Origin of the sequence: Dyella kyungheensis, assembly GCF_049913195.1 — a bacterium.
In the GTDB taxonomy this organism is placed as follows: domain Bacteria; phylum Pseudomonadota; class Gammaproteobacteria; order Xanthomonadales; family Rhodanobacteraceae; genus Dyella; species Dyella kyungheensis.
The window spans coordinates 4,389,625-4,411,309 of sequence record NZ_CP183983.1 but is presented as its reverse complement, the minus strand read 5'-3'; the positions used below and the strand labels follow the sequence as shown (position 1 = coordinate 4,411,309).

Annotated in this window: 16 protein-coding genes; 8 read left to right on the top strand and 8 right to left on the bottom strand. The window is 64.9% G+C overall.

The genetic code is table 11. The features are described from left to right. Positions 1-11: 11 nt before the first annotated feature. From ACN9MB_RS19855 to ACN9MB_RS19845, 3 genes are all read left to right on the top strand, one after another. A complete protein-coding gene (locus tag ACN9MB_RS19855) occupies positions 12-1,286 on the top strand; it encodes a flavohemoglobin expression-modulating QEGLA motif protein (RefSeq protein WP_204637728.1) in 1,275 nt (424 codons plus the stop codon). Positions 1,287-1,507: 221 nt separating this feature from the next. Then, the gene (locus tag ACN9MB_RS19850; RefSeq protein ID WP_426270009.1) at positions 1,508-3,799 is read left to right on the top strand and encodes an NADP-dependent malic enzyme; all 2,292 of its coding nucleotides are present in this window, start codon (positions 1,508-1,510) and stop codon (positions 3,797-3,799) included. Positions 3,800-4,176: 377 nt separating this feature from the next. Continuing rightward, positions 4,177-5,241, top strand: coding sequence for an IS30 family transposase (locus ACN9MB_RS19845; protein WP_426270008.1), 1,065 nt, complete (start codon positions 4,177-4,179; stop codon positions 5,239-5,241). 641 nt (positions 5,242-5,882) lie between these two features. On the opposite strand, the gene ACN9MB_RS19840 is transcribed toward ACN9MB_RS19845, so the two are convergent. Then, on the bottom strand, positions 5,883-6,947 hold the full coding sequence (locus ACN9MB_RS19840) for an IS30 family transposase (RefSeq protein WP_426270007.1): 1,065 nt from the start codon (positions 6,945-6,947) through the stop codon (positions 5,883-5,885). A gap of 380 nt (positions 6,948-7,327) precedes the next feature. Here ACN9MB_RS19840 and aceE point away from each other — a divergent pair, with 380 nt between their 5' ends. Beyond that, positions 7,328-10,021, top strand: a complete 2,694-nt coding sequence (gene aceE, locus ACN9MB_RS19835) for a pyruvate dehydrogenase (acetyl-transferring), homodimeric type (RefSeq protein ID WP_204637726.1) — start codon at positions 7,328-7,330, stop codon at positions 10,019-10,021. A 201-nt stretch (positions 10,022-10,222) separates the two neighbouring features. Here the strand turns inward: aceE and ACN9MB_RS19830 are convergent, their stop codons facing one another. From ACN9MB_RS19830 to ACN9MB_RS19810, 5 genes are all read right to left on the bottom strand, one after another. Continuing rightward, complete coding sequence (locus ACN9MB_RS19830) at positions 10,223-10,543, bottom strand: hypothetical protein (RefSeq protein WP_204637725.1); 321 nt, start codon at positions 10,541-10,543, stop codon at positions 10,223-10,225. 75 nt (positions 10,544-10,618) lie between these two features. After that, entirely contained in the window at positions 10,619-11,821 is a 1,203-nt protein-coding gene (gene ubiM / locus ACN9MB_RS19825; RefSeq protein WP_426270006.1) for a 5-demethoxyubiquinol-8 5-hydroxylase UbiM, read from the bottom strand. A gap of 95 nt (positions 11,822-11,916) precedes the next feature. Then, positions 11,917-12,495 carry a hypothetical protein gene (locus ACN9MB_RS19820; protein ID WP_426270005.1) on the bottom strand — a complete coding sequence of 193 codons (579 nt, stop codon included), beginning with the start codon at positions 12,493-12,495 and terminating at the stop codon, positions 11,917-11,919. 103 nt (positions 12,496-12,598) lie between these two features. Further along, positions 12,599-13,867, bottom strand: a complete 1,269-nt coding sequence (locus ACN9MB_RS19815) for an MFS transporter (protein ID WP_204637722.1) — start codon at positions 13,865-13,867, stop codon at positions 12,599-12,601. 149 nt (positions 13,868-14,016) lie between these two features. Next, entirely contained in the window at positions 14,017-15,234 is a 1,218-nt protein-coding gene (locus tag ACN9MB_RS19810) for an acyltransferase family protein (RefSeq protein ID WP_426270004.1), read from the bottom strand. A 155-nt stretch (positions 15,235-15,389) separates the two neighbouring features. On the opposite strand from ACN9MB_RS19810, the gene ACN9MB_RS19805 reads away from it, so the two are divergent. From ACN9MB_RS19805 to ACN9MB_RS19790, 4 genes are all read left to right on the top strand, one after another. Further along, positions 15,390-16,280: a LytTR family DNA-binding domain-containing protein gene (locus ACN9MB_RS19805; RefSeq protein ID WP_426270003.1), complete on the top strand. Its 891-nt coding sequence runs from the start codon at positions 15,390-15,392 to the stop codon at positions 16,278-16,280. A gap of 118 nt (positions 16,281-16,398) precedes the next feature. Beyond that, the gene (locus ACN9MB_RS19800; protein ID WP_426270002.1) at positions 16,399-17,127 is read left to right on the top strand and encodes a hypothetical protein; all 729 of its coding nucleotides are present in this window, start codon (positions 16,399-16,401) and stop codon (positions 17,125-17,127) included. A gap of 58 nt (positions 17,128-17,185) precedes the next feature. Beyond that, positions 17,186-17,632, top strand: coding sequence for a DUF6491 family protein (locus ACN9MB_RS19795; protein WP_426270001.1), 447 nt, complete (start codon positions 17,186-17,188; stop codon positions 17,630-17,632). 514 nt (positions 17,633-18,146) lie between these two features. Next, complete coding sequence (locus ACN9MB_RS19790) at positions 18,147-19,211, top strand: IS30 family transposase (protein WP_426270000.1); 1,065 nt, start codon at positions 18,147-18,149, stop codon at positions 19,209-19,211. A gap of 951 nt (positions 19,212-20,162) precedes the next feature. On the opposite strand, the gene ACN9MB_RS19785 is transcribed toward ACN9MB_RS19790, so the two are convergent. After that, complete coding sequence (locus tag ACN9MB_RS19785) at positions 20,163-20,984, bottom strand: ferritin-like domain-containing protein (protein ID WP_204637354.1); 822 nt, start codon at positions 20,982-20,984, stop codon at positions 20,163-20,165. Positions 20,985-21,120: 136 nt separating this feature from the next. Further along, positions 21,121-21,537: a universal stress protein gene (locus ACN9MB_RS19780; protein ID WP_204637353.1), complete on the bottom strand. Its 417-nt coding sequence runs from the start codon at positions 21,535-21,537 to the stop codon at positions 21,121-21,123. Between the last annotated feature and the right edge of the window lie 148 nt (positions 21,538-21,685).

The following is a 21,685-nucleotide window of genomic DNA, read 5'->3' as shown; positions in this document are numbered from 1 at the left end:
AGGAGGCCCGCATGAATACCCCGGGCGTCGCTTTCTCGCCTGAGCTCCAGCGCTACGCCGATCTGGACAAACGCCTGCTGATGGCCGTGCGCGGCATCCGTATCCTGCCCACCGTGGCATGGCCCGCCTCGCTGGAAGACCGCATGATCGCGGCCTATGCGAAGGGACAGTTCTCGCTGCCCGACGTGCAGTACACCGTGCCGGATCTATCCGCCGAGCGTGCGGAGCTGGCCGCCATCGAGCGCGAGGCTGGCTATGACGATCCGCTGGGCGAGTACCTGTGCCGCACCGCCGAGTCGTGGCGCATCGCCGCCGAAATGCTCGAAGCGGTAGGCACCGATCAGGTCACCGCGCCCTCGATCGTGTTGTACGGCCGCCCCGGCGATAAGATTCCCGGCAGCGAGCGCAGCAACCTCGACGCCGCGCGCTATTTCGTGGAACTCTCCGACGAGCTGGGTTCGGACCTGATCGCCGACGACGTGCTCGTGGCCATCTCCGCCGACGACCTGCGCGCGGACCTGAGCAGGACGCTGGACGAGTTCTTCGGCGAGCCGCTGATTTCCGTAGAGGTGGACCCGGAACTCACCGCCAAGGCGGCGGCCGGTGCCACCCGCATCCGCCTGCGCGGCGGCACGCGCTTCACCGATTACGACCGCCACCAGCTGCTCGCGCACGAAGCGTTGGTGCATTCGCTTACCGCCTTGAATGGCCGCGCACAGCCACTGCTGGCCTCGCTGGGCCGCACCTCGCCGCGCGTCACGGCGACGCAGGAAGGCCTGGCGGTCTTCGCCGAGCTGATGTCCGGCGCCATCGATATCTCGCGATTGAAACGCATCAGCTTGCGCATCCTGGCCATCGACATGGCCTTGAGCGGCGCGGATTTCGTCGAGGTCTACCGTTTCTTCAGCGAGTGCGGACAGAGCCCTGCCGACAGCTTCCACTCGGCGCAACGCGTGTTCCGTGGCGTGCCGCTGACCGGCGGCGCGGCGTTTGCGAAGGACAATGTCTACCTGTCAGGCCTGCTCACCGTGCACACGTTCTTTCGCTGGGCGCTGAAGCAGCGGCGCATGGATATGCTGCGGAATCTTTTCGCCGGCAAGCTGGCCTTACACGATGTCATCAGCCTGCAACCGTATTTCGCCTCCGGCGCAATCGCCCCACCGCGCTGGCTGCCGCCGTGGATGCAGCACGCGCACGGGCTGGCGGGGAAACTCGCATTCTCGTTGTTCGTCAATCGCATACATATGGGCAAGGTGCAGGCGGAAGCGCTTTCGCTGAGTCTTTAAAGCTCTCTGTGGGAGCGCACTTGTGCGCGACAAGGGCTCGGTGTTCCTCCGTCGCGCACAAGTGCGCTCCCACAAAAAGCACCATGCCGTTGCATACCAGTTGTGTGAACCATCGCGTCACCATGCTGCAGCGCATCGTCGGGGAAGGGTGGCCGGCGGTGATACCATTCGGTGATGCCGCCTCGCGGCCCCGCCTCCCCATCACATTCGATCTCATTCCCATGGCCCTTCCCGAAGAATTGCGCCTCGCCGCTCTCGAGTACCACCGCCTTCCGCGCCCCGGCAAGATCAAGGTGAGCGCGACCAAGCCGATGGTGACGCAGCGCGATCTCGCGCTCGCTTACTCGCCCGGCGTCGCTTATGCCTGCGAGGCCATCGTCGAGGATCCGAACGCCGCCAGCGAAATGACCGCGCGCGGCAACCTCGTCGCGGTGATCACCAACGGCACCGCTGTGCTGGGTCTGGGCGACATCGGCCCGCTCGCCGGCAAGCCGGTGATGGAAGGCAAGGGTGTGCTGTTCCAGAAGTTCGCCGGCATCGATGTGTTCGACATCGAGATCAACGAGCGCGACCCGGACAAGCTGGTCGACATCATCGCCTCGCTCGAGCCCACCTTCGGCGGCATCAACCTCGAAGACATCAAGGCGCCGGAGTGCTTCATCGTCGAGCGCAAGCTGCGCGAGCGCATGAAGATTCCGGTGTTCCACGACGACCAGCACGGCACCGCCATCATTGTCGGCGCGGCCATCGTCAACGCGCTGGAAGTGGTCGGCAAGAAGATCGAGGACGTCAAGCTCGCCACCACCGGCGTGGGCGCGGCGGGCATCGCCTGCCTGGACATGCTGGTGGCGCTGGGCCTGAAGCCCGAGAACATCCTGGCGTTCGATCGCGACGGCGTGCTCTACACCGGCCGCGACAACATGGACCCGGACAAGCAGCGCTACGCGCGCGACACCGAGAAGCGCACGCTGGCGGATATCGTCGCCGGCACCGACGTGTTCCTCGGCCTCTCGGCCGGCGGCATCCTGCGTCCGGAAATGGTCGCCACCATGAATGCGCGGCCGATCATCCTGGCGCTGGCCAATCCCAATCCGGAGATTTCGCCGGAAGACGCCAAGATGGTGCGCCCGGACTGCATCATCGCGACGGGCCGTTCGGACTATCCGAACCAGGTCAACAACGCGCTGTGCTTCCCGTACATCTTCCGCGGCGCGCTCGACGTGGGCGCCACCGTCATCAACGAATCGATGAAGACCGCCTGCGTGCGCGCCATCGCCGAGCTGGCCCGCATGGAAGCCGGCGATCTGGCCAGCGCCTACGGTGGCGACGTGCCGACCTTCGGCCCCGACTATCTGATTCCGCGTCCGTTCGATCCCCGCCTGCTGGTGATGCTGGCGCCGGCCGTGGCGCAGGCGGCGATGGATTCGGGCGTGGCCACGCGTCCCATCGCGGACATGGACGCGTACAAGGAAAAGCTCGGCCAGTTCATCTATCGCACCGGCCTGCTGATGAAGCCTGTGTACGAGCGCGCGCGTGCCGACCGCAAGCGCGTGGTGTACGCCGAGGGCGAGGAAGAGACCGTATTGCGCGCGGTGCAGACGGTGATCGATGAGCGCCTCGCGTTCCCGATCCTGATCGGCCGCCCCAGCGTGATCGAGACGCGCATCGAGCGCCTTGGCCTGCGCATGCGCGAAGGTGTCGACTTCGAACTCACCAATATCGATGACGATCCGCGCTTCAATGAGTACTGGCAGCAGTACCACGCGTTGACCGAGCGCCGTGGCGTGTCGCCGGCGGCAGCGAAGAACCTGCTGCGTTCGCGTCCCACGCTGATCGCCTCGATCATGGTCGAACGCGGCGAAGCCGATGCGATGATCTGCGGCCTGGTCGGTCGTTTCCACAAGAAGCTGGGCTATATGCGCAGCGTGTTCGGCCTGGATCCGGGCGTGTCGTGCACCTCGGCGATGACCGGCGTGATCAACGACCAGGGCGCCTGGTTCTTCCTCGATACGCACGTGCAGTGCGATCCCACCGCCGAGCAGATTGCCGAAGCGACGCTGCAGGCCAGCTATCGCCTGAAGTTGTTCGGCATCGAGCCGAAGATCGCGTTGCTGTCGCATTCGAACTTCGGCAGCCATGAGAATGCCAGCGCGGCAAAGATGCGCAAGGTGCGCGAGATCCTGGTGCAGCGTAATCCCAAGCTCGACATGGACGGCGAGATGCAGGCGGATACGGCATGGGACGAGGCACTGCGCCTGCGCATGTTCCCGAACACCACGCTGAGCGGGCGCGCCAATCTGTTCGTGATGCCGAACCTCGACGCCGCCAACATCACCTACAACATGGTGCGCGTGATGACCGATGGCGTGGCGATCGGTCCGATCCTGATGGGCATCAACAAGCCCGCGCACATCCTCACGCCGGCGGCGACGCCGCGTCGCGTGGTGAACATGACGGCGATTGCGGCGGTGGATGCGCAGATTCGTCAGGCGCAGGGTGAGCGGCGCAGCTGAGGTTTGGGTTTGCAGTTAAGTGTTTGAGAACGGAGCCTTGGGCTCCGTTTTCTTTTTGAGTTGCAACGAGACGCAGCGCTTTTCTCCCTCTCCCCTGCGGGGAGAGGGTTGGGGTGAGGGGCCAACCTAGCCTCATTGTGTGGACGTGCCACAGTCCTGTTTTGCTCGTCATCCCGGCGCAGGCCGGAGGCGCTTTTCAACAGCCGAAGGTGGTCATCCAGTTTCGTCAGTCTTCGGTTGTTGCGCTACCGCGACCGGGCTCGCCTGCCGCGGGCTTCCGTGCCGCTGCCGCGGCCCGGGTCACTTTCTCTTGCTTGCCCAAGAGAAAGTAACGGCGGTCTCTAATATCAAGTGCAACACCCCTCTGGAGGTGATGCATGGGTCAGCACTACAACCATCTAAGCGCCGAAGAGCGAGGCGCGATCATGGTGGGCAAGGCACGCGGGGACAGCGCCCGGCAGCTGGCGATACTGCTAGGCCGGTCGCCCAGCACGATCTCACGGGAGCTGGCGCGTAACGGGCACCGCGAGCCGTCGGGCAGCCCTCGTCTGGGGCGCCCGACGCTCGGCTATGACGCTTGTCGTGCCGGCCATCGGGCCCGACGCTTGGCCCATCAGGCGCGTCGGCCGCGTAAGTTGCATCGTGAGAGTGCCTTGTGGCGTCTGGTGCGCTACCTGTTGGCTCGCCGCTGGTCACCGCAAGAGGTGAGCCGCACACTGCGCCGACAGCATCCTGAGGAACCGGCCAAGCACGTGTCCCACGAGACGATTTACACCGCGATCTATGCCGCTCCGCGCGGCGAACTGCGGCGAGGGCTGGTGGCGCTGTTGCGCCAGCACAAGTGCGCGCGTCGCCCACGCGGCCAAGGCGCCAATCGGCGTGGCCGCATGCACGATCTGCCGAGTATTCATGATCGCCCGCCGGAGGCCAATGAACGCTTGTTGCCGGGCCACTGGGAAGGCGACTTCCTCAAAGGCGCACGCAATCAGTCGTCGGTAGGCGTGCTGGTGGATCGACGCACGTTGTTTCTGAAGCTGGTGAAGATGGAAGGGTGCGCGGCCGAGGATGCGCTCAAGGGCTTCAGCCGGGCGTTCGGTCCGTTACCGGCGACGCTGCGTCAAACGCTGACCTATGACCAGGGCAAGGAGATGGCGTTGTACAAGACGCTCTCCAAGCGCACGGGACTGGCGATTTACTTCGCCGATCCGCGCAGTCCCTGGCAGCGCGGCATCTGCGAGAACACCAACGGTTTGCTGCGTCAGTACCTCCCCAAAGGCACCGACCTGTCCGTGCATAGCCAACGCAAACTCGATGCGATTGCGCGGGAGATGAATCTGCGACCGCGGGCCACCCTCGACTACCACTGTCCGGCGGAGATGTTCATGCGTGCGCTGGGGCGCGATGACCTCGCCCAAGCGATCGATGATGCACTTCTAGATTGACACCGCCTAACCAAAAGAAAGGGCCCCCCCGGATGACGCGCCTTCCGGGCCTAGCGGCCCTCCAGGTGCGCGGGTGGGTTGCGGGGTTTTTCGACAGGGCATCGTGCCCTGGCGAAAAACCCCGCAACCATGCGGGCCACCCTGCGGGCTTTCCTCCACCCACCCGCCGCGTCATACGGGGACCCCTGAGAGCCAAGAGCCAAGAGCCAAGAGCCAAGAGCCAAGAGCCAAGAGCCAAGAGCCAAGAGCCAAGAGCCGGAGCTAAGAGCGAGAGCTGCAGGGCTACTGTGGGAGCGCACTTGTGCGCGACAAGCCGACGGAGCGGTACATCCATGCGTGGCTGTCGCGCACAAGTGCGCTCCCACAGAAAGCACACAGGTTCCCGCGAGCACCCGCCCCTCACCCCGGCCCTCTCCACGGTGGGGAGAGGGAGAAGTGCGGTACATCGCGTACAAGCCAAGGGCGATGCGAAGCGAGCCTCCGCTTTAAGTCCTCAGCGATTCGGGCGCGTTGCGCAGCGCATTGAAGTACCCCTGGGGTACCCTCCCATGGAGATCCGGTGGGACGCGCCTCGAGCGTTCGTGCTTGGATTCAACACGATGCTGCCAGCTTTAAAGGCCATTTCTTTGGGTTAGGCGGTGTCAATCTAGAAGTGCATCATCGATCGCTTGGGCGAGATCATCGCGCCCCAGCGCACGCATGAACATCTCCGCCGGACAGTGGTAGTCCAGGGTGGCCCGCGGTCGCAGATTCATCTCCCGCGCAATCGCATCGAGTTTGCGTTGGCTATGCACGGACAGGTCGGTGCCTTTGGGGAGGTACTGACGCAGCAAACCGTTGGTGTTCTCGCAGATGCCGCGCTGCCAGGGACTGCGCGGATCGGCGAAGTAAATCGCCAGTCCCGTGCGCTTGGAGAGCGTCTTGTACAACGCCATCTCCTTGCCCTGGTCATAGGTCAGCGTTTGACGCAGCGTCGCCGGTAACGGACCGAACGCCCGGCTGAAGCCCTTGAGCGCATCCTCGGCCGCGCACCCTTCCATCTTCACCAGCTTCAGAAACAACGTGCGTCGATCCACCAGCACGCCTACCGACGACTGATTGCGTGCGCCTTTGAGGAAGTCGCCTTCCCAGTGGCCCGGCAACAAGCGTTCATTGGCCTCCGGCGGTCGATCATGAATGCTTGGCAGATCGTGCATGCGGCCGCGCCGATTGGCGCCTTGGCCGCGCGGGCGGCGCGCGCACTTGTGCTGGCGCAACAGTGCCACCAGCCCTCGCCGCAGCTCCCCGCGCGGAGCGGCATAGATCGCGGTGTAAATCGTCTCGTGAGACACGTGCTTGGCCGGCTCGTCGGGATGCTGTCGGCGCAGTGTGCGACTGACCTCTTGCGGTGACCAGCGCCGGGCCAACAAATGGCGCACCAGACGCCACAAGGCGCTCTCACGATGCAATTTACGCGGCCGGCGTGCCTGATGGGCCAAGCGACGGGCCCGATGGCCGGCACGACAAGCGTCATAGCCGAGCGTCGGGCGCCCCAGACGAGGGCTGCCTGACGGCTCGCGGTGCCCGTTACGCGCCAGCTCCCGTGAGATCGTACTGGGCGACCGGCCCAGCAGCATCGCCAGCTGCCGGGCGCTCTCTCCACGTGCCTTGCCCACCATGATCGCGCCCCGCTCTTCGGCGCTTAGATGGTTGTAGTGCCGACCCATGCATCACCTCCCAAAGGGCGTTGCACTTGATATTAGAGACTGCCTTACTTTTCTTTGGGCCAGCAAAGAAAAGTGACTCGAGCGGCGGCAGCCGATCGAAACGCCCGCTGCGTAAGCGGCTCGATCGCGATATCGCAAGAACCGGGCGAATCGAAACTGGATCCCCAGCCCCCGCCGAAATGACGAGCAAAAGCAAAACCCTGCCGTCCCGGCCCGACTAAAGTCGAACCCCGCCTGCACCCCCATTCGCCCCCGTATTGTCTCGATCCAATTGGCGAAAAACCCCGTCGGAGCTAAACTCGGAAGGTTCCCCGTCTCCCCCGCGGAGACGTCCACCTACAGCCGCGCCACCTCCCCGGCGCCGCGGAGAGAAGCTCCCCATGGATCAGCTCGACGACATCCTCCAGCAAGACCTCGACCCCACCGAAACCCAGGAATGGGTCGAATCGCTCAACGCGGTCATCAATCACGACGGCACCGAGCGTGCGCATTACCTACTGGAGAAGATGGTCGATTCGACGCGTCGGGCGGGCGGCTACCTGCCGTTCAACCCGACCACCGAGTACGTCAACACCATCTCGCCGGCCAATGAAGCCAAGATGCCGGGCGACGCCGCGATGGAGTGGCGTATCCGTACGCTGATCCGCTGGAACGCGATGGCGATGGTGGTGCGTGCGAACCGCAAGCCGGGCGAACTGGGCGGTCACATCGCCAGCTTCGCCTCGTCGGCCACGCTGTACGACGTGGGCTTCAACCATTTCTGGCGCGCACCGAGCGCCGATCATCCGGGCGACCTGGTGTTCCACCAGGGCCACTCCAGCCCGGGCGTGTATGCGCGTTCGTTCCTGGAAGGCCGCATTTCCGAGGAACAGCTCGACCTGTTCCGCATGGAAGTGGCCGGCAAGGGTCACGGCCTGTCTTCGTACCCGCATCCGTGGCTGATGCCGGACTACTGGCAGGTGCCGACGGTGTCGATGGGTCTGGGTCCGATCCAGGCGATCTACCAGGCGCAGTTCTGGAAGTACCTGGAACACCGCGGCCTGATGCCCAAGACCGATCGCAAGATCTGGTGCTTCCTGGGCGACGGCGAAACCGACGAGCCCGAATCGCTCGGCGCCATCTCGCTGGCCGGCCGCGAAGGCCTGGACAACCTGGTGTTCGTGATCAACTGCAACCTGCAGCGCCTGGACGGTCCGGTGCGCGGCAACGGCAAGATCATCCAGGAACTGGAAGGCGTGTTCCGCGGCGCCGGCTGGAATGCCATCAAGGTGGTGTGGGGTTCCTATTGGGATCCGCTCCTCGCGCGCGACACCAAGGGCGTGCTGCGCAAGCTGATGATGGAAACCGTCGACGGCGAATACCAGGCGTGCAAGGCCTTCGGTGGCGCGTACACGCGTGAGCACTTCTTCAACAAGTACCCCGAAACGCGCGAGATGGTGGCCAACCTGTCGGACGACGACATCTGGCGCCTCAACCGCGGCGGCCATGATCCGCACAAGGTCTACGCAGCCTACGACCAGGCCGTGAAGACCAAGGGCATGCCGACCGTGATCCTCGCCAAGACGGTGAAGGGTTACGGCATGGGCGCGGCCGGCGAATCGCAGAACCCGACGCACCAGCAGAAGAAGCTGGACGCCGAGGCCGTGCGCCACTTCCGCGACCGCTTCAACATCCCGGTGGCCGACGACAAGCTGGCCGACGTGCCGTACTTCCATCCGGGCAAGGACTCGCCGGAAGTGCAGTACATGCTGGAGCGTCGTCGCCAGCTCGGCGGTTCGCTGCCGCAGCGTCGTCGCACCTCCGACGTGAAGCTCAAGGCGCCGGAACTGTCGGCGTTCGAGCAGATCACCAAGGGTTCGGGTGAGCGCGAAATCTCCACCACCATGGCGCTGGTGCGCGGCATGAACCTGATGCTGCGCGACAAGCAGATCGGTGAGCGCATCGTGCCGATCGTGGCCGACGAAGCGCGCACCTTCGGCATGGAAGGCATGTTCCGCCAGATCGGCATCTACGCGCCGTTCGGCCAGAAGTACCGTCCGCAGGATGCCGACCAGCTGCTGTACTACCGCGAAGACCAGAAGGGCCAGGTGCTGCAGGAAGGCATTTCCGAGGCCGGCGGCATGGCGGCATGGATGGCAGCGGCGACCAGCTACAGCATCAGCAACCAGCCGATGCTGCCGTTCTTCGTGTACTACTCGATGTTCGGTTTCCAGCGCATCGGCGACCTGGCCTGGGCGGCTGGCGACATGCGCGCGCGCGGCTTCCTGATCGGCGGCACCGCCGGCCGTACCACCATCAACGGTGAAGGCCTGCAGCACGAAGACGGCCACTCGCACCTGCTGTCCGGTGCGATCCCGAGCGTGAAGTCGTACGACCCGACCTTCTCCTACGAAGTCGCGGTGATCCTGCAGGACGGCACGCGCCGCATGCTGCAGGAACAGCAGGACGTGTACTACTACCTGACCGTGATGAACGAGAACTACAGCCACCCGGACATGCCCGCGGGCGCCGAGGAAGGCATCATCAAGGGCATGTACCTGTTCAAGGACGCCGGCAAGCCGAAGAAGGGCGAGACGCGCGTGCAGCTGTTGGGATCAGGCACGATCCTGCGCGAAGTCATCGCGGCGGCGGAACTGCTGGAGAAGGATTTCGGCGTCACCGCCGACATCTGGTCCTGCCCGAGCTACAGCGAACTGCGTCGCGACGGTTTCGACGCCGAGCGCTGGAACCGCCTGCATCCGGAAGCCGAGCAGCGCGTGCCGTACGTGACGGGCCTGCTGCAGGGGCGCCAGGGTCCGGCCATCGCGGCCACCGACTACGTGCGCGAGTACTCCGACCAGATCCGTGCCTTCATGCCCGATGGCATGCGCTACACGGTGCTGGGTACGGACGGCTACGGTCGTTCGGACACGCGCGCCAACCTGCGTGGTTTCTTCGAGGTCGACCGCTACTGGATCGCCCACGCCGCGCTGGCCGCGCTGGCGAAGGACGGCAAGGTCAACGCGAAGGACGTGGCCCGCGCCATCAAGACCTACAAGCTGGATCCGGACAAGCCGAATCCTGAAACGGTCTGAGATAGAGCTTGGCCTTGACGAAAAACGCCGCGATCAATCGCGGCGTTTTTTTCTCTGTAGGAGCGCACCCTGTGCGCGACCGGCGTGCGGCACGGCCGCGCTACCGTAGCGGTCGCGCACAGGGTGCGCTCCTACAGTCGAAGATGGCCGTCCAAATGAAAACCCGCCTTTCGGCGGGTTTTTGCGATCGGACCACAACGCTTATTCGTCGTCGCCGCGGAACAGATGTCGCAGCAGGAAGAAGGCGCCCACCGTGCCGGCGATGATCGCCGTGGTCGCGACCGGATGGCGCGTCACATGGCGCCGCAGACGGCGATACTGGTAATTGGCTTCGTCGGCGAAATCTTCCGCAGCGTGACCGAAGCGGCGCGCGTAGGTGCTGCGGTTGCGGCCGAAGCGGCGGCTGGCCTCGCGGCCGCGCTCCACCAGTTCGTCGGCCCGCCCGGCGGCTTCGCCGGCGTAGTGGCGCACGCGTTCACGGACGCCGTTGACAGTGTTTTCGAGGTCGTGGTGACGGCTCATGGCGTCCTCCTGCAATAAGTTTGTTCACGTTGCCAGCGCCGGTGTGAGCGGTGCGTAAATAATGGCGGCGCTTGTTCAGCTGCGATGTCGGCCCATGGCGAAGGGACTGCGGCGCGACGCAAGCAGGTGCGCGATGCCTTGCCGCACGGGCGGCAAGGTCTGGCTTGCGCGGAGCAGGGCGGACCGGGCGAGCCGTGGAATGTCGCGATCATCGGTATACAGGGTGACCACCGCCATGGTGGCGGCGTAGAGCGGCCACGTGGCGCGGCGATGCATGCGCTGGTAGCGGCGCAGCAGCTCCGGCGAGGCGATGTCGTGGCCGCCGGCGGCGGCGCTTGCCAGCAACGAACCCAATGTCTGCACACCCTGCAAGCCCAGATTGAAGCCGTGCGCGGTGACGGGATGCATTCCCACCGCGGCGTCGCCGATCAACGCCAGGCGGTGGGCCACGAACCGGCGTGCGTACACGCCCACCAGCGGATACGCATGACGCGTGGAAGTGAGCAGCATAGCGCCGAAGCGGCCGTCGAAGCGACGACGCATTCCCATCTCGAAATCCGCCTCGCTCATCTCCATCACGCGTTGCATCTCGCGCGGCGTCAAGGTCAGCACGACGGATGCCTCGCCGCCATTCAAAGGCAGCGCGGCCAGCGTCTGCGCGTGGCCGAACCATTCCAGCGCCTCCTCGTGATGCGGCCGCTCCAGGGCCATGCGACAGACCAGCATGGTCTTGCCGAAATCATGCATGTCGGCCGCAATGCCCGCGTCGCGGCGAAGGCGCGAATAGCGGCTGTCGGCAGCGACGACGAGGCGGGCGCCGACCTCGGCGCCATCGGACAGGCGCAATCGCGCTGCCGCATCGTTCGATGCGATGCTTTCGACGGAGACGCCGTATGCCAGGGAGATGTTCGGTTCGTGCTCGATGCTCGCGTAGGCGGCGCGACGAATGCAGTGGTTGGGCACAAGAAAACCCAGCTGCGAATCCGCTGCGGCCGATGGCGTGACGTGCAATCCGTGCGGCGACCGTCCGTTCAGTACGCGTGCGCTTCGAAGTGGCGAGATACTCGCGGGCTCAAGACGCTGCCAGAGACCCAGCTCTTGCAGAATGCGCGCAGACCGCATCGTGAGCGCGATCTCGCGTCCATCGAACGGTGGTTCGCGCAGCGCATCCAGTGATTGCTGTTCGATCACCAGGACACTCAGCCCTGTGCGCGCGAGAGAGCGCGCAAGGCAAAGCCCGGCGGGTCCGGCACCGACGACGGCGATATCGACGTTCATGGCATGGCATGCGTGCGAAGAAGGTTGCCCATGCTATCGGGCAGTCATCGCCTTCCCTTGACGTGGATCAGGCGGCCGCGCTCGCCAGCCGCAGGTCAGGCACCGTTTCCGGCGGCACGCTGTCCGGCGAACTCCTGCCGGACGGACGCACGGTGCAGTCGCCATGCGATCCATGCGAACAGCCCGATCAGCAGCACCGGCCGCACCATCGCCTCGATGTGCTGGAACGCCATCACGCGCTGCATCCATGCGGCGAATACCGGCGGCAGGCCTGCAGGCATATCGGCCTGCACCGCCCTGGTCAGCGCAGGTTGCACGACGTACGCATAAGGGATCATCGCGAGCTGGAACAGTATGTCGAGCAACATCAGCGCGATGAAACCCACGCGTGCCCAGCGGCGACGCCACAGCATTCCCAGCGCGCAGGCCAGATGCAACAGCGCCACGGCCGATCCCAGCAGCAACAACTGGGACTCGTGCGCATAGATCCATGGCCACGGCGGCGGCAATCCTTGCATGGCCTGGCTGACGCTCAACATCTGATGATGGATGGGAGCGTTGCCGGCGAGCGCCAGGTGCTGCGTCGCGGTCGAAACGAGTGAGAACAGCGCGAAGAAGCAGGCCCCGATCGCGCCGAGCCCGATGAAGGCCCAGCTCAGTACTGTCACGAACATGGACCGAACCGGCGTCGTCGTCATGCCTTTCCCCTGATGAGTGGCCGCTCGAGAGCGTCGGCGTCGCGACTATACCCGCGCTCCCTCCAGCGGGAAACGCGGGTCAGATCGTCTCCGTACCGACCGGCTCGGGCACCGGTTGCTCCACGCGCAAACTTTGCCGGCGACGCAGGGTGGGAAACATGGCCATCCACAATCCCACCACCACCAGCGTGCCGATGCCGCCGATCACGGTGGCATTCACGGCGCCCAGCCAGGCCGCCAGCATGCCCGACTCGAACTCGCCGAGCTGGTTGGAGGTATTGATGAAGATCGCATTGACCGCACTCACGCGGCCACGCATGTCGTCGGGCGTGTCCAGCTGCACCAGTGCGCCGCGTATCACCATGCTCACCATGTCGAACGCGCCCAGTGCAAACAGCGCGATGATCGAAAGCCACAGCACCTTGGAGAGTGCGAACACTAGCGTGGCCACGCCGAAGCCGGCGACCGAGGCAAACATGATCGGACCCACGCGGCGTTCCATGGTGTGGCGCGCCAGCCACAGCGACATCAGCAGTGCGCCGACGGCAGGCGCGGCACGCAGCAGGCCCAGGCCCCACGGGCCGGTATGCAGGATGTCCTTGGCGAAGATCGGCAGCAGCGCCGTGGCGCCGCCGAGCAACACGGCGAACAGGTCCAGCGAGATCACGCCCAGCACATCCGGGCGGCGACGGATGAAATGCACGCCGGCAAACAGCGTCTTCAGCGTGGCCGGCTCGCGTTTGGGTTGCGCCTGCTCGTAGCGCATGCGCGCCATCAACAGCACGGCAATCAGATAGAGCACCGCGCAGACGCTGTAGACCACGCCGGCACCCGCCACATAGAGCAGGCCGCCTACCGCGGGCCCCATGATCATCGCGGCCTGTCCCGCCGACTGGCTTGCCGCCATGGCGCGGGACAGCACGCTCGACGGCACCAGCGCCGGCAGCATCGATTGCAGCGCGGGAAATTCGAAGGCTTTTGCGACGCCGATGACGAACACCAGCACGAGGATCGTCGCCTCGTGCGCCAGATGCATCAGGCTGATCACGGCGAGCGCGACGATCGCCAGCATGTCCACGATCTGTCCCAGCATCACGATGCGGCGTCGCTCGAACTGGTCGGCGACATGGCCCGCCGGCAGCGCCAGCATCACCGAGGGAAAGAACTGCACCAGGCCGATCAGGCCCAGATCCAGCGCGCGGCCGGTGATGGCGTAGATCTGCCAACCCACGGCCACCGACAACATCTGAAAACCAAAGCCCGAACAGATGCGGGCGAACCAGAACTGCACGAATGCGGGATGCGAGCGCAACGATTCCGTCGAAGCTTGCGCGGGAGAAGGGGGCATGGGGGATCCTTGCGGGAGCGCGGCTATTATCAGTAGCTGACGCGCTGAGGCAAAGCGCTGTGACGCATGGATCCGCGCTGCGTGGCCGGTTGGTGTCCACGCAGCGATTCGGACAGGGCAGCAGGACATGGGTCCCGCTGCCCCTGCCATCACGCAGCCTGCGTCTGTGCGACGGCTGCGGTCTCGATCCGGGCAGCGCGCGGCTTGGCATCCAGGCCGAACAGCGGGCGCAGCCAGCGCGTGCGGCGTATCACCAGCTCGTGCAGGGCGGCGCAACCGCCCACCGTGCCCAGCAACACCAGCGTGGGTTCCCACACCGCGCCGAGCTTCAGCGGGATCAGCCAGTACGCCATCGCCAGCAGCACGCTCTGATGCAGGATGTACCAGGGGAACACCGCTTCACGCGCATACGGCAGCCAGCGGAACGGGCGGTTGAGGTACTGATGTCCCCAGCCCAGCACGGCGGCGATGGCGCTCCAGGCGTAGAAGACATGCAGGGCGCGCATGCCAAGCCGTTCGATGGCGAAGGCCGATGCAGGCCACGTGCCGGCGAAGGCTTCCATCCGGCCCAGCAGCAGATGAGTGGCGAAAAAGCACACCGCCAGACCGAGCGAACGGTGACGCAGCCGCGCCAGTTCGCTCCACAGGGCCGGATGCGTACCGATGGCATAGCCGTAGAAGAACATCGTGGCGTAGCCCGCATGGGCATACCAGTCGCCGATCAAGGCATGGTTCTGCGGAAAGCGCGCGGCCAGCAGCAGGTTATAGGCGAACAGCGGCAGGGCTGGCAGCACCAGCAGCGGCCAGCCGCGCAGGCGATGCACCGCAGCGATGGCGCGCTGTCCCACTGGCGATTCCAGCGCGGGCAGCAAGGCCAGCAAGAGCAGGGTGTAGACCCAGACGTACGGCAGGTACCACAGATGGTTCCAGGTCACGCCGAACTGCCAGCCATCGAAGGCGCCCGCCGGCCACGGACCGCCGCTCCAGTAACGCAGCAGGAAATGGCCGAAGCCCGGCGCCACCAGCCCGTTGTCCACGCCCTGCACATAGGGCTGGATCGGGATCACCACGGCCATGCCGAACAACAGGGGCACCAGCAGGCGCACCGTGCGCTTCCAGGCCAGCCGCGGCAGGCTCAGCCGACCGCGCAGGAAGTGCACCGCCATCCCGGAGATCAGGAACAGCAGATCCATGCGCCAGAAGCTGGACGCCAGCATGGGCTGTTCCAGCCAGTCGGCGATGTAGCTGCTCTTGAGATGGAACTTCCAGTCGTCGGCCGGGCCGACATACAGCATGCCCAGGTGGTAGAGGATCAGCAGGCCGAAAGCCAAAACGCGCAGGGCGTCGATGTCGTGGCGGCGGTTCATGAGCGCAACTCCATGGTCGGGATGCCCGCATGCTCCGCGCGGCGACGGCTCCCGTCCCCCGCTAAGTGATTGATCGACCGCCCGTGGGGACGAGCGGTGCCCGGTGAGGGACGAAATGAGCCGGCGAACGCGCCGGTCCACGTAGAATCCCAGGCATGACCACCACGCCGGCCTTCGACTACTCCCGTTTCCAGCGCTGGCGCCGGCCGTTCGAGGTCGGCTTCTGGGTCGTCACCGTGATGGCCAATACCATCTTCAACGGCACGGTTGCCTGGTTCGACGCGGTCTATCGCACCCATCGGGCCAGCAGCATCGAGCCGTGGATCTGGGAGGCCAGCAGCAGCCTGGTGATCCTGTCGATGGTGCCCCTGGTGGTGCTGGCCACGCGCCAATGGCCGATGCGCTTCGATACCTGGGCCCGCAACCTGAAGGTGCATCTGGCGCTGAGCGTGCCGTTCTGCCTGGTGCACGTGGGCCTGATGATCGTGCTGCGCATGCTGGCCTATGCCGCCATGGGTTCGCGCTACCACTTCGGCGACGACTGGCCGTTGGAGCTGGGCTACGAATACCTCAAGGACATCCGCACCTATTTCCTGTTCGTGGCGCTGATCACCGGCTACGGCTTCATCGTGCGCCGCCTGCAGGGCGAGGCCTCGTTGCTGGCCGAGCCGGACGAAGGTCCGCCGGTCGAGCCGGTGGATCGGCCCGAACGTTTCCTGGTGCGCAAGCTCGGCAGGGAATTCCTGGTGGCCGCCCGTGAGATCGAATGGCTGCAGGCCTCGGGCAACTACGTGAACCTGCATGTGCGCGGCCGCGACTATCCGTTGCGCGCCACCATGGCCGGCATCGAGGAAAGACTCGATCCCACGCGCTTCGTGCGCGTGCATCGCAGCTACCTGGTGAACCTCGACTACCTGACCGAGATGGAACCGCTGGAAACCGGCGACGCCCGCCTGACCATGCGCGATGGCGCCACCGTGCCGTGCAGCCGCCGCTTCCGCACCCAGTTGCGCGAGCGCTTCGGCGACACGCCGGTCAACGCCTGAGACCCCACACCTGTGGGAGCGCACCCTATGCGCGACTCACGATGCCAATGCCACAACGCTTGCACCGCCACTCAGCCTCGTTCCACTCTAAGCGCCTACCCGCAACAGGACCTCGCCCATGAACCAGCGCCTCCGTTTTGCCGCCACCGCCTTCGGCACCGTGCTCCTGCTTGCCGGCTGCTCCCAGTCGGGCGACCAGGCACCGGCGCCGCAAGCGCAGGCACCGGCCGACGATTCCGCGGGCAAGCTCGATACCTATCGCCAGCTGCAGCGCATCGGCAACGACGAGATGGCGGTGACGATGGGCAACGAGATCCTCAAGCGCTACCCCAACACCGAGGCAGCCAAGGAAGTGCAGCAGAGCCTGCCGGCGATCGAACAGCGCTACAAGGAAAACAGCGAGAAGAATCGCCTCGCCGGCTTGTGGCTGTACCAGGTCTCGCCGATGCAGGGCGGCACGCAGTCCACCGCCACCATCTACACCAGCCAGCCCGCCGGCGAAGACCGCGTGCGGCTGGTGCTGCGCCGTCACACCGAGTGGGGGCAGAACGCGTTCCTGTTCAACGGCGGTCCGCACGGCTTCGTCTGCAAGGGCGTGTGTTCGATCAAGGCCACCTTCGACGGCAAGCCCGGCAGCATCAGCGCGTTCGCCCCGACCACCGGCGAGCCGGCCCTGCTGTTCAAGGACGACAAGGGCTTCATCGCCCAGCTGGAAAAGGCCAAGAAGATCACCATGGACGTGACCCTGCAGGACGGCGAGAAGAAAGTGACGCTGGTGTTCGAGACGGGCGGCTTCGATCCGGCCAAGTGGCAGCCCGTCAGCAAGGCTTCGGCCAAGAAGAAGTAAGGTCCACCCACATGGACCTCATGCGTTTGCATGGCCAGCATTGATGGAGATGAAAGTCATGGCAGCCAAAAACCTACTTACCGCACTCGCCGTGGTCGCTGCGCTGAGCGCCTGCACCCGCGTCGGCAAGGATTACACCTCCCGCATGGAAGCGCGCCAGCAAGCCTATGCCGCTGCGGCGGGCGAACCGGTGAGCAGCTTCCGCTACTTCAGCCTGTGGTCGTGGGAGCCGCTGAGCGACAGCGAGCTGGCCATCTATACACGGGCGAACGAGGCGTGGCTGCTCGACCTCGACGGCAAGTGCCGCAACCTGGAATTCACCAACCACATCGCATTGACCTCGAGCGCCAGCGAAGTGTCGGCGAAGTTCGACCGCGTGATTACTGGCGGCGCGGATGCGCCTTGCTTCATCAAGCAGATTCGGCCGGTGGACATCAAGAAGCTCAACTCGCCGCAGGAGGGGAAGCCGCGGGAGATTGAGGAGGCGGCGCGGCCGGCGAAGTGAGGTTGTTGTGGTTTGGTTGATGCATTTGGATGCGTGAAGCGGAAGCGTTCAAGTAGCCGCAGACGTTTTTTTGCTCGTCATCCCGGCGCATCCAGAAAAGGGGGCGAGGGCCGGAGGCGCTGTTCAACAGCCGAATGGCTGGTCATCCAGTTTCGTCAGTCTTCGATTGTCGCGTTGACGCGACCTGGCTCGCCTGCCGCGGGCTTCAGGAGGGGAAGCCGCGGGAGATTGAGGAGGCGGCGCGGCCGGCGAAGTGAGGTTGTTGTGGTTTGGTTGATGCATTTGGATGCGTGAAGCGGAAGTGTTCAAGTAGCCGCAGACGTTTTTTGCTCGTCATCCCGGCGCAGGCCGGGGTCCAGAGCCTCGGTGTTTGGTTGTCGCGTTGACGCCAGCTTGCTCGCCTGCCGCGGGCTTCCGTCCTCCTGCCGGAGGCCGGGTTACTTTCTCTTGCTTGCCCAAGAGAAAGTAACGGCGGTCTCTAATATCAAGTGCAACACCCCTCTGGAGGTGATGCATGGGTCAGCACTACAACCATCTAAGCGCCGAAGAGCGAGGCGCGATCATGGTGGGCAAGGCACGCGGGGACAGCGCCCGGCAGCTGGCGATACTGCTAGGCCGGTCGCCCAGCACGATCTCACGGGAGCTGGCGCGTAACGGGCACCGCGAGCCGTCGGGCAGCCCTCGTCTGGGGCGCCCGACGCTCGGCTATGACGCTTGTCGTGCCGGCCATCGGGCCCGACGCTTGGCCCATCAGGCGCGTCGGCCGCGTAAGTTGCATCGTGAGAGTGCCTTGTGGCGTCTGGTGCGCTACCTGTTGGCTCGCCGCTGGTCACCGCAAGAGGTGAGCCGCACACTGCGCCGACAGCATCCTGAGGAACCGGCCAAGCACGTGTCCCACGAGACGATTTACACCGCGATCTATGCCGCTCCGCGCGGCGAACTGCGGCGAGGGCTGGTGGCGCTGTTGCGCCAGCACAAGTGCGCGCGTCGCCCACGCGGCCAAGGCGCCAATCGGCGTGGCCGCATGCACGATCTGCCGAGTATTCATGATCGCCCGCCGGAGGCCAATGAACGCTTGTTGCCGGGCCATTGGGAAGGCGACTTCCTCAAAGGCGCGCGCAATCAGTCGTCGGTGGGCGTACTGGTGGATCGGCGCACGTTGTTCCTGAAACTGGTGAAGATGGAAGGCTGCGCGGCCGAGGATGCGCTCAAGGGCTTCAGCCGGGCGTTCGGTCCGTTACCGGCGACGCTGCGTCAAACGCTGACCTACGACCAGGGCAAGGAGATGGCGCTGTACAAGACCCTCTCCAAACGCACGGGGCTGGCGATTTACTTCGCCGATCCACACAGTCCCTGGCAGCGCGGCATCTGCGAGAACACCAACGGTTTACTGCGCCAGTACCTACCCAAAGGCACCGACCTGTCGGTGCATAGCCAACGCAAACTCGATGCGATTGCGCGGGAGATGAATCTGCGACCGCGGGCCACCCTCGACTACCACTGTCCGGCGGAGATGTTCATGCGTGCGCTGGGGCGCGATGACCTCGCCCAAGCGATCGATGATGCACTTCTAGATTGACACCGCCAACCAAAGAGAAGGGCCCCCCGGATGACGCGCCTTCCGGGCCTAGCGGCCCTCCAGGTGCGCGGGTGGGTTGCGGGGTTTTTCGACAGGGCATCCTGCCCTGGCGAAAAACTGGCCCGCATCCCTGCGGGCCACCCTGCGGGCTTTCCTCCACCCACCCGCCGCGTCATACGGGGACCCCTGAGAGCCAAGAGCCAAGAGCCAAGAGCCAAGAGCCAAGAGCCAAGAGCCAAGAGCCAAGAGCCAAGAGCCAAGAGCCAAGAGCCAAGAGCCAAGAGCCAAGAGCCAAGAGCCAAGAGCCAAGAGCCAAGAGCCAAGAGCTGCAGATCTACTGTGGGAGCGCACCCTGTGCGCGACAAACCGACGGAGCGGTACATCCCAGCGTGACTATCGCGCACAGGGTGCGCTCCCACAGAAAAAACCAGACGTTCCCGCGAGCACCCGCCCCTCACCCCGGCCCTCTCCCCGGCGGGGAGAGGGAGAAGTGATGTGCATCGCGAAGACAAGCCACGGGCGATGCGCAGCGAGCCTCCGCTTTAAGTCCTCAGCGATTCGGGCGCGTTGCGCAGCGCATTGAAGTACCCCTGGGGTACCCTCCCATGGAGATCCGGTGGGACGCGCCTCAACCAGTCGTGCTCGGATTCAACACAATGCTGCCAGCTTTAGAGGCCATTTCTTTGGGTTACTTTTCTTTACTCCGGGCATCCTGCCCTTCGCCCTTCGGGCCGGCTTCGCCGTTCGCATGCGCTCCTGCGCATGCGTGGGCCAGCAAAGAAAAGTGACTCGAGCGGCGGCAGCCGTTCGAAACGCCCGCTGCGTAAGCGGCCTGATCGCGGTATGACCACAACCGAAGATTGACGAAACTCGATGACCAGCCATTCGGCTGTTGAACAGCGCTTCCGGCTCGCGCCGGAATGACGAGCTAAAAAGCGAGCCCCATGCAGTTCAGTTAAGAAACAACTTCTCCGCCAACTTCGCCAGCGGCTTCTCCATCGCGTTCTGCAAACGCGGCGGCAATTCCAGCGGCTTGAGCAACATCTTCACCGTCATCTCCGCGGGAATATTCCTCCGCAGCAGATCCTGCGCCCGCCCGGTGATGCGCTTGAACTCTGCCTGGTTGTCCTTGTGCTGCGGATAGCACTGGTCGAACACGTGGCGCAGTGCGATGTCGCTGTCTTCGCTGCGGATCTCGTTGACCCGGCGCAGGATCGCGCGGAACACCTTGTAGCGGCCGAAGCCTTCGCGTTCGCGATAGATCCGGTAGTGCTGGTAGAAGTGCTTGTAGTGGCGCACTTCGTCGCTCTTGATGTGGCCGGTGAGCTGCTTGAGCACGGGTTCATCGGTGATGTCGTTGAGTGCGCGGTAGAGGCTGGCGGTGCCTGTTTCCACCACGCAGCGCGCGGCCAGTTCCAGGCCGCGGCTGGTTTCCAGTTGTTCGGATGTGCACACCGCGCCGTACTCGGCCCAGAACGCCGCGAAGCCCTTGTCCCAGTCGAATTCCGGCCATACCGCTTTCACGTAGGCGGCGAGGGCGCGGCCGTGCTGCAGTTCCTCGTGTTCCCAGTGCTGGCTCAACCAGGTCTGCAGGGCTTCGTCGCCGGCGAAGTGCTCGACCAGGTTGTGCGTATACAGGTCCGAGCCGCTCTCCACGAACGACGAACTGCATAGCAGAAAGAACAGGTCTTCGTTTTGGCGCACACGCGGAATGTCGATCCGACTGAAATCCAGGCTTTCCAGGGTCCAGGGCAACGATTGGGTATAGCTCACGCGGTCATTCCTGTACGGGGCAACGGGCTGGCTCGACGCGGGGCGGCGCCAGCCTGGCATGACGTTCTTGTGACAGCATACGACGAGACGACGACGTGGGATTAACGAGCGCCGACCCGCGAGCCGCTTGGCCGGCTCAGCGCACCACGGTCACGGGCACATGGGCCCGTTCCAGCACGTCGCTGGAGACCGAGCCCAGCAGCCAACGCGCCAGCGCGCCGCGTTCGGTGTGGCCGATCACGACGTGATCGATGCCATGGCTGCGCACCTGTTCGAGCAGCACGTCGCCCGGGCTGCCGCGCACCACTTCGGCGTCGATCAACGAAGCCGAGCCCGGCACAAGTTCTTTCACTTCTTCGAGCAACTGGGAGCAACGCTTGCCGCCCTGGTCGGTCATCATCAAGGGGCAGGTGTCGGCACTGCCTTCGGTGACCTGCAGGACGGACACCACCCGCACCCGGCCGCCGGATGCCTGCGCCAGTTGCACGGCAAAACGAACGGCGCGCTGCGAGGTGGCGGAGCCGTCGTAGCCGACCAGCGAATACTTGAGCATGCGCTACCTCTTGCCGCGGCAGGTATGGGATGTCCGAGCCGGCTTTTCCGAGTCTCGCTGCCAGCCTAATCCTCGGCGCATGCGGGCGCTACGGGTGCCGCTCCACACACAGGCGGCGCCCGATGCACGGTCGTTGTTGGCCGCGCAA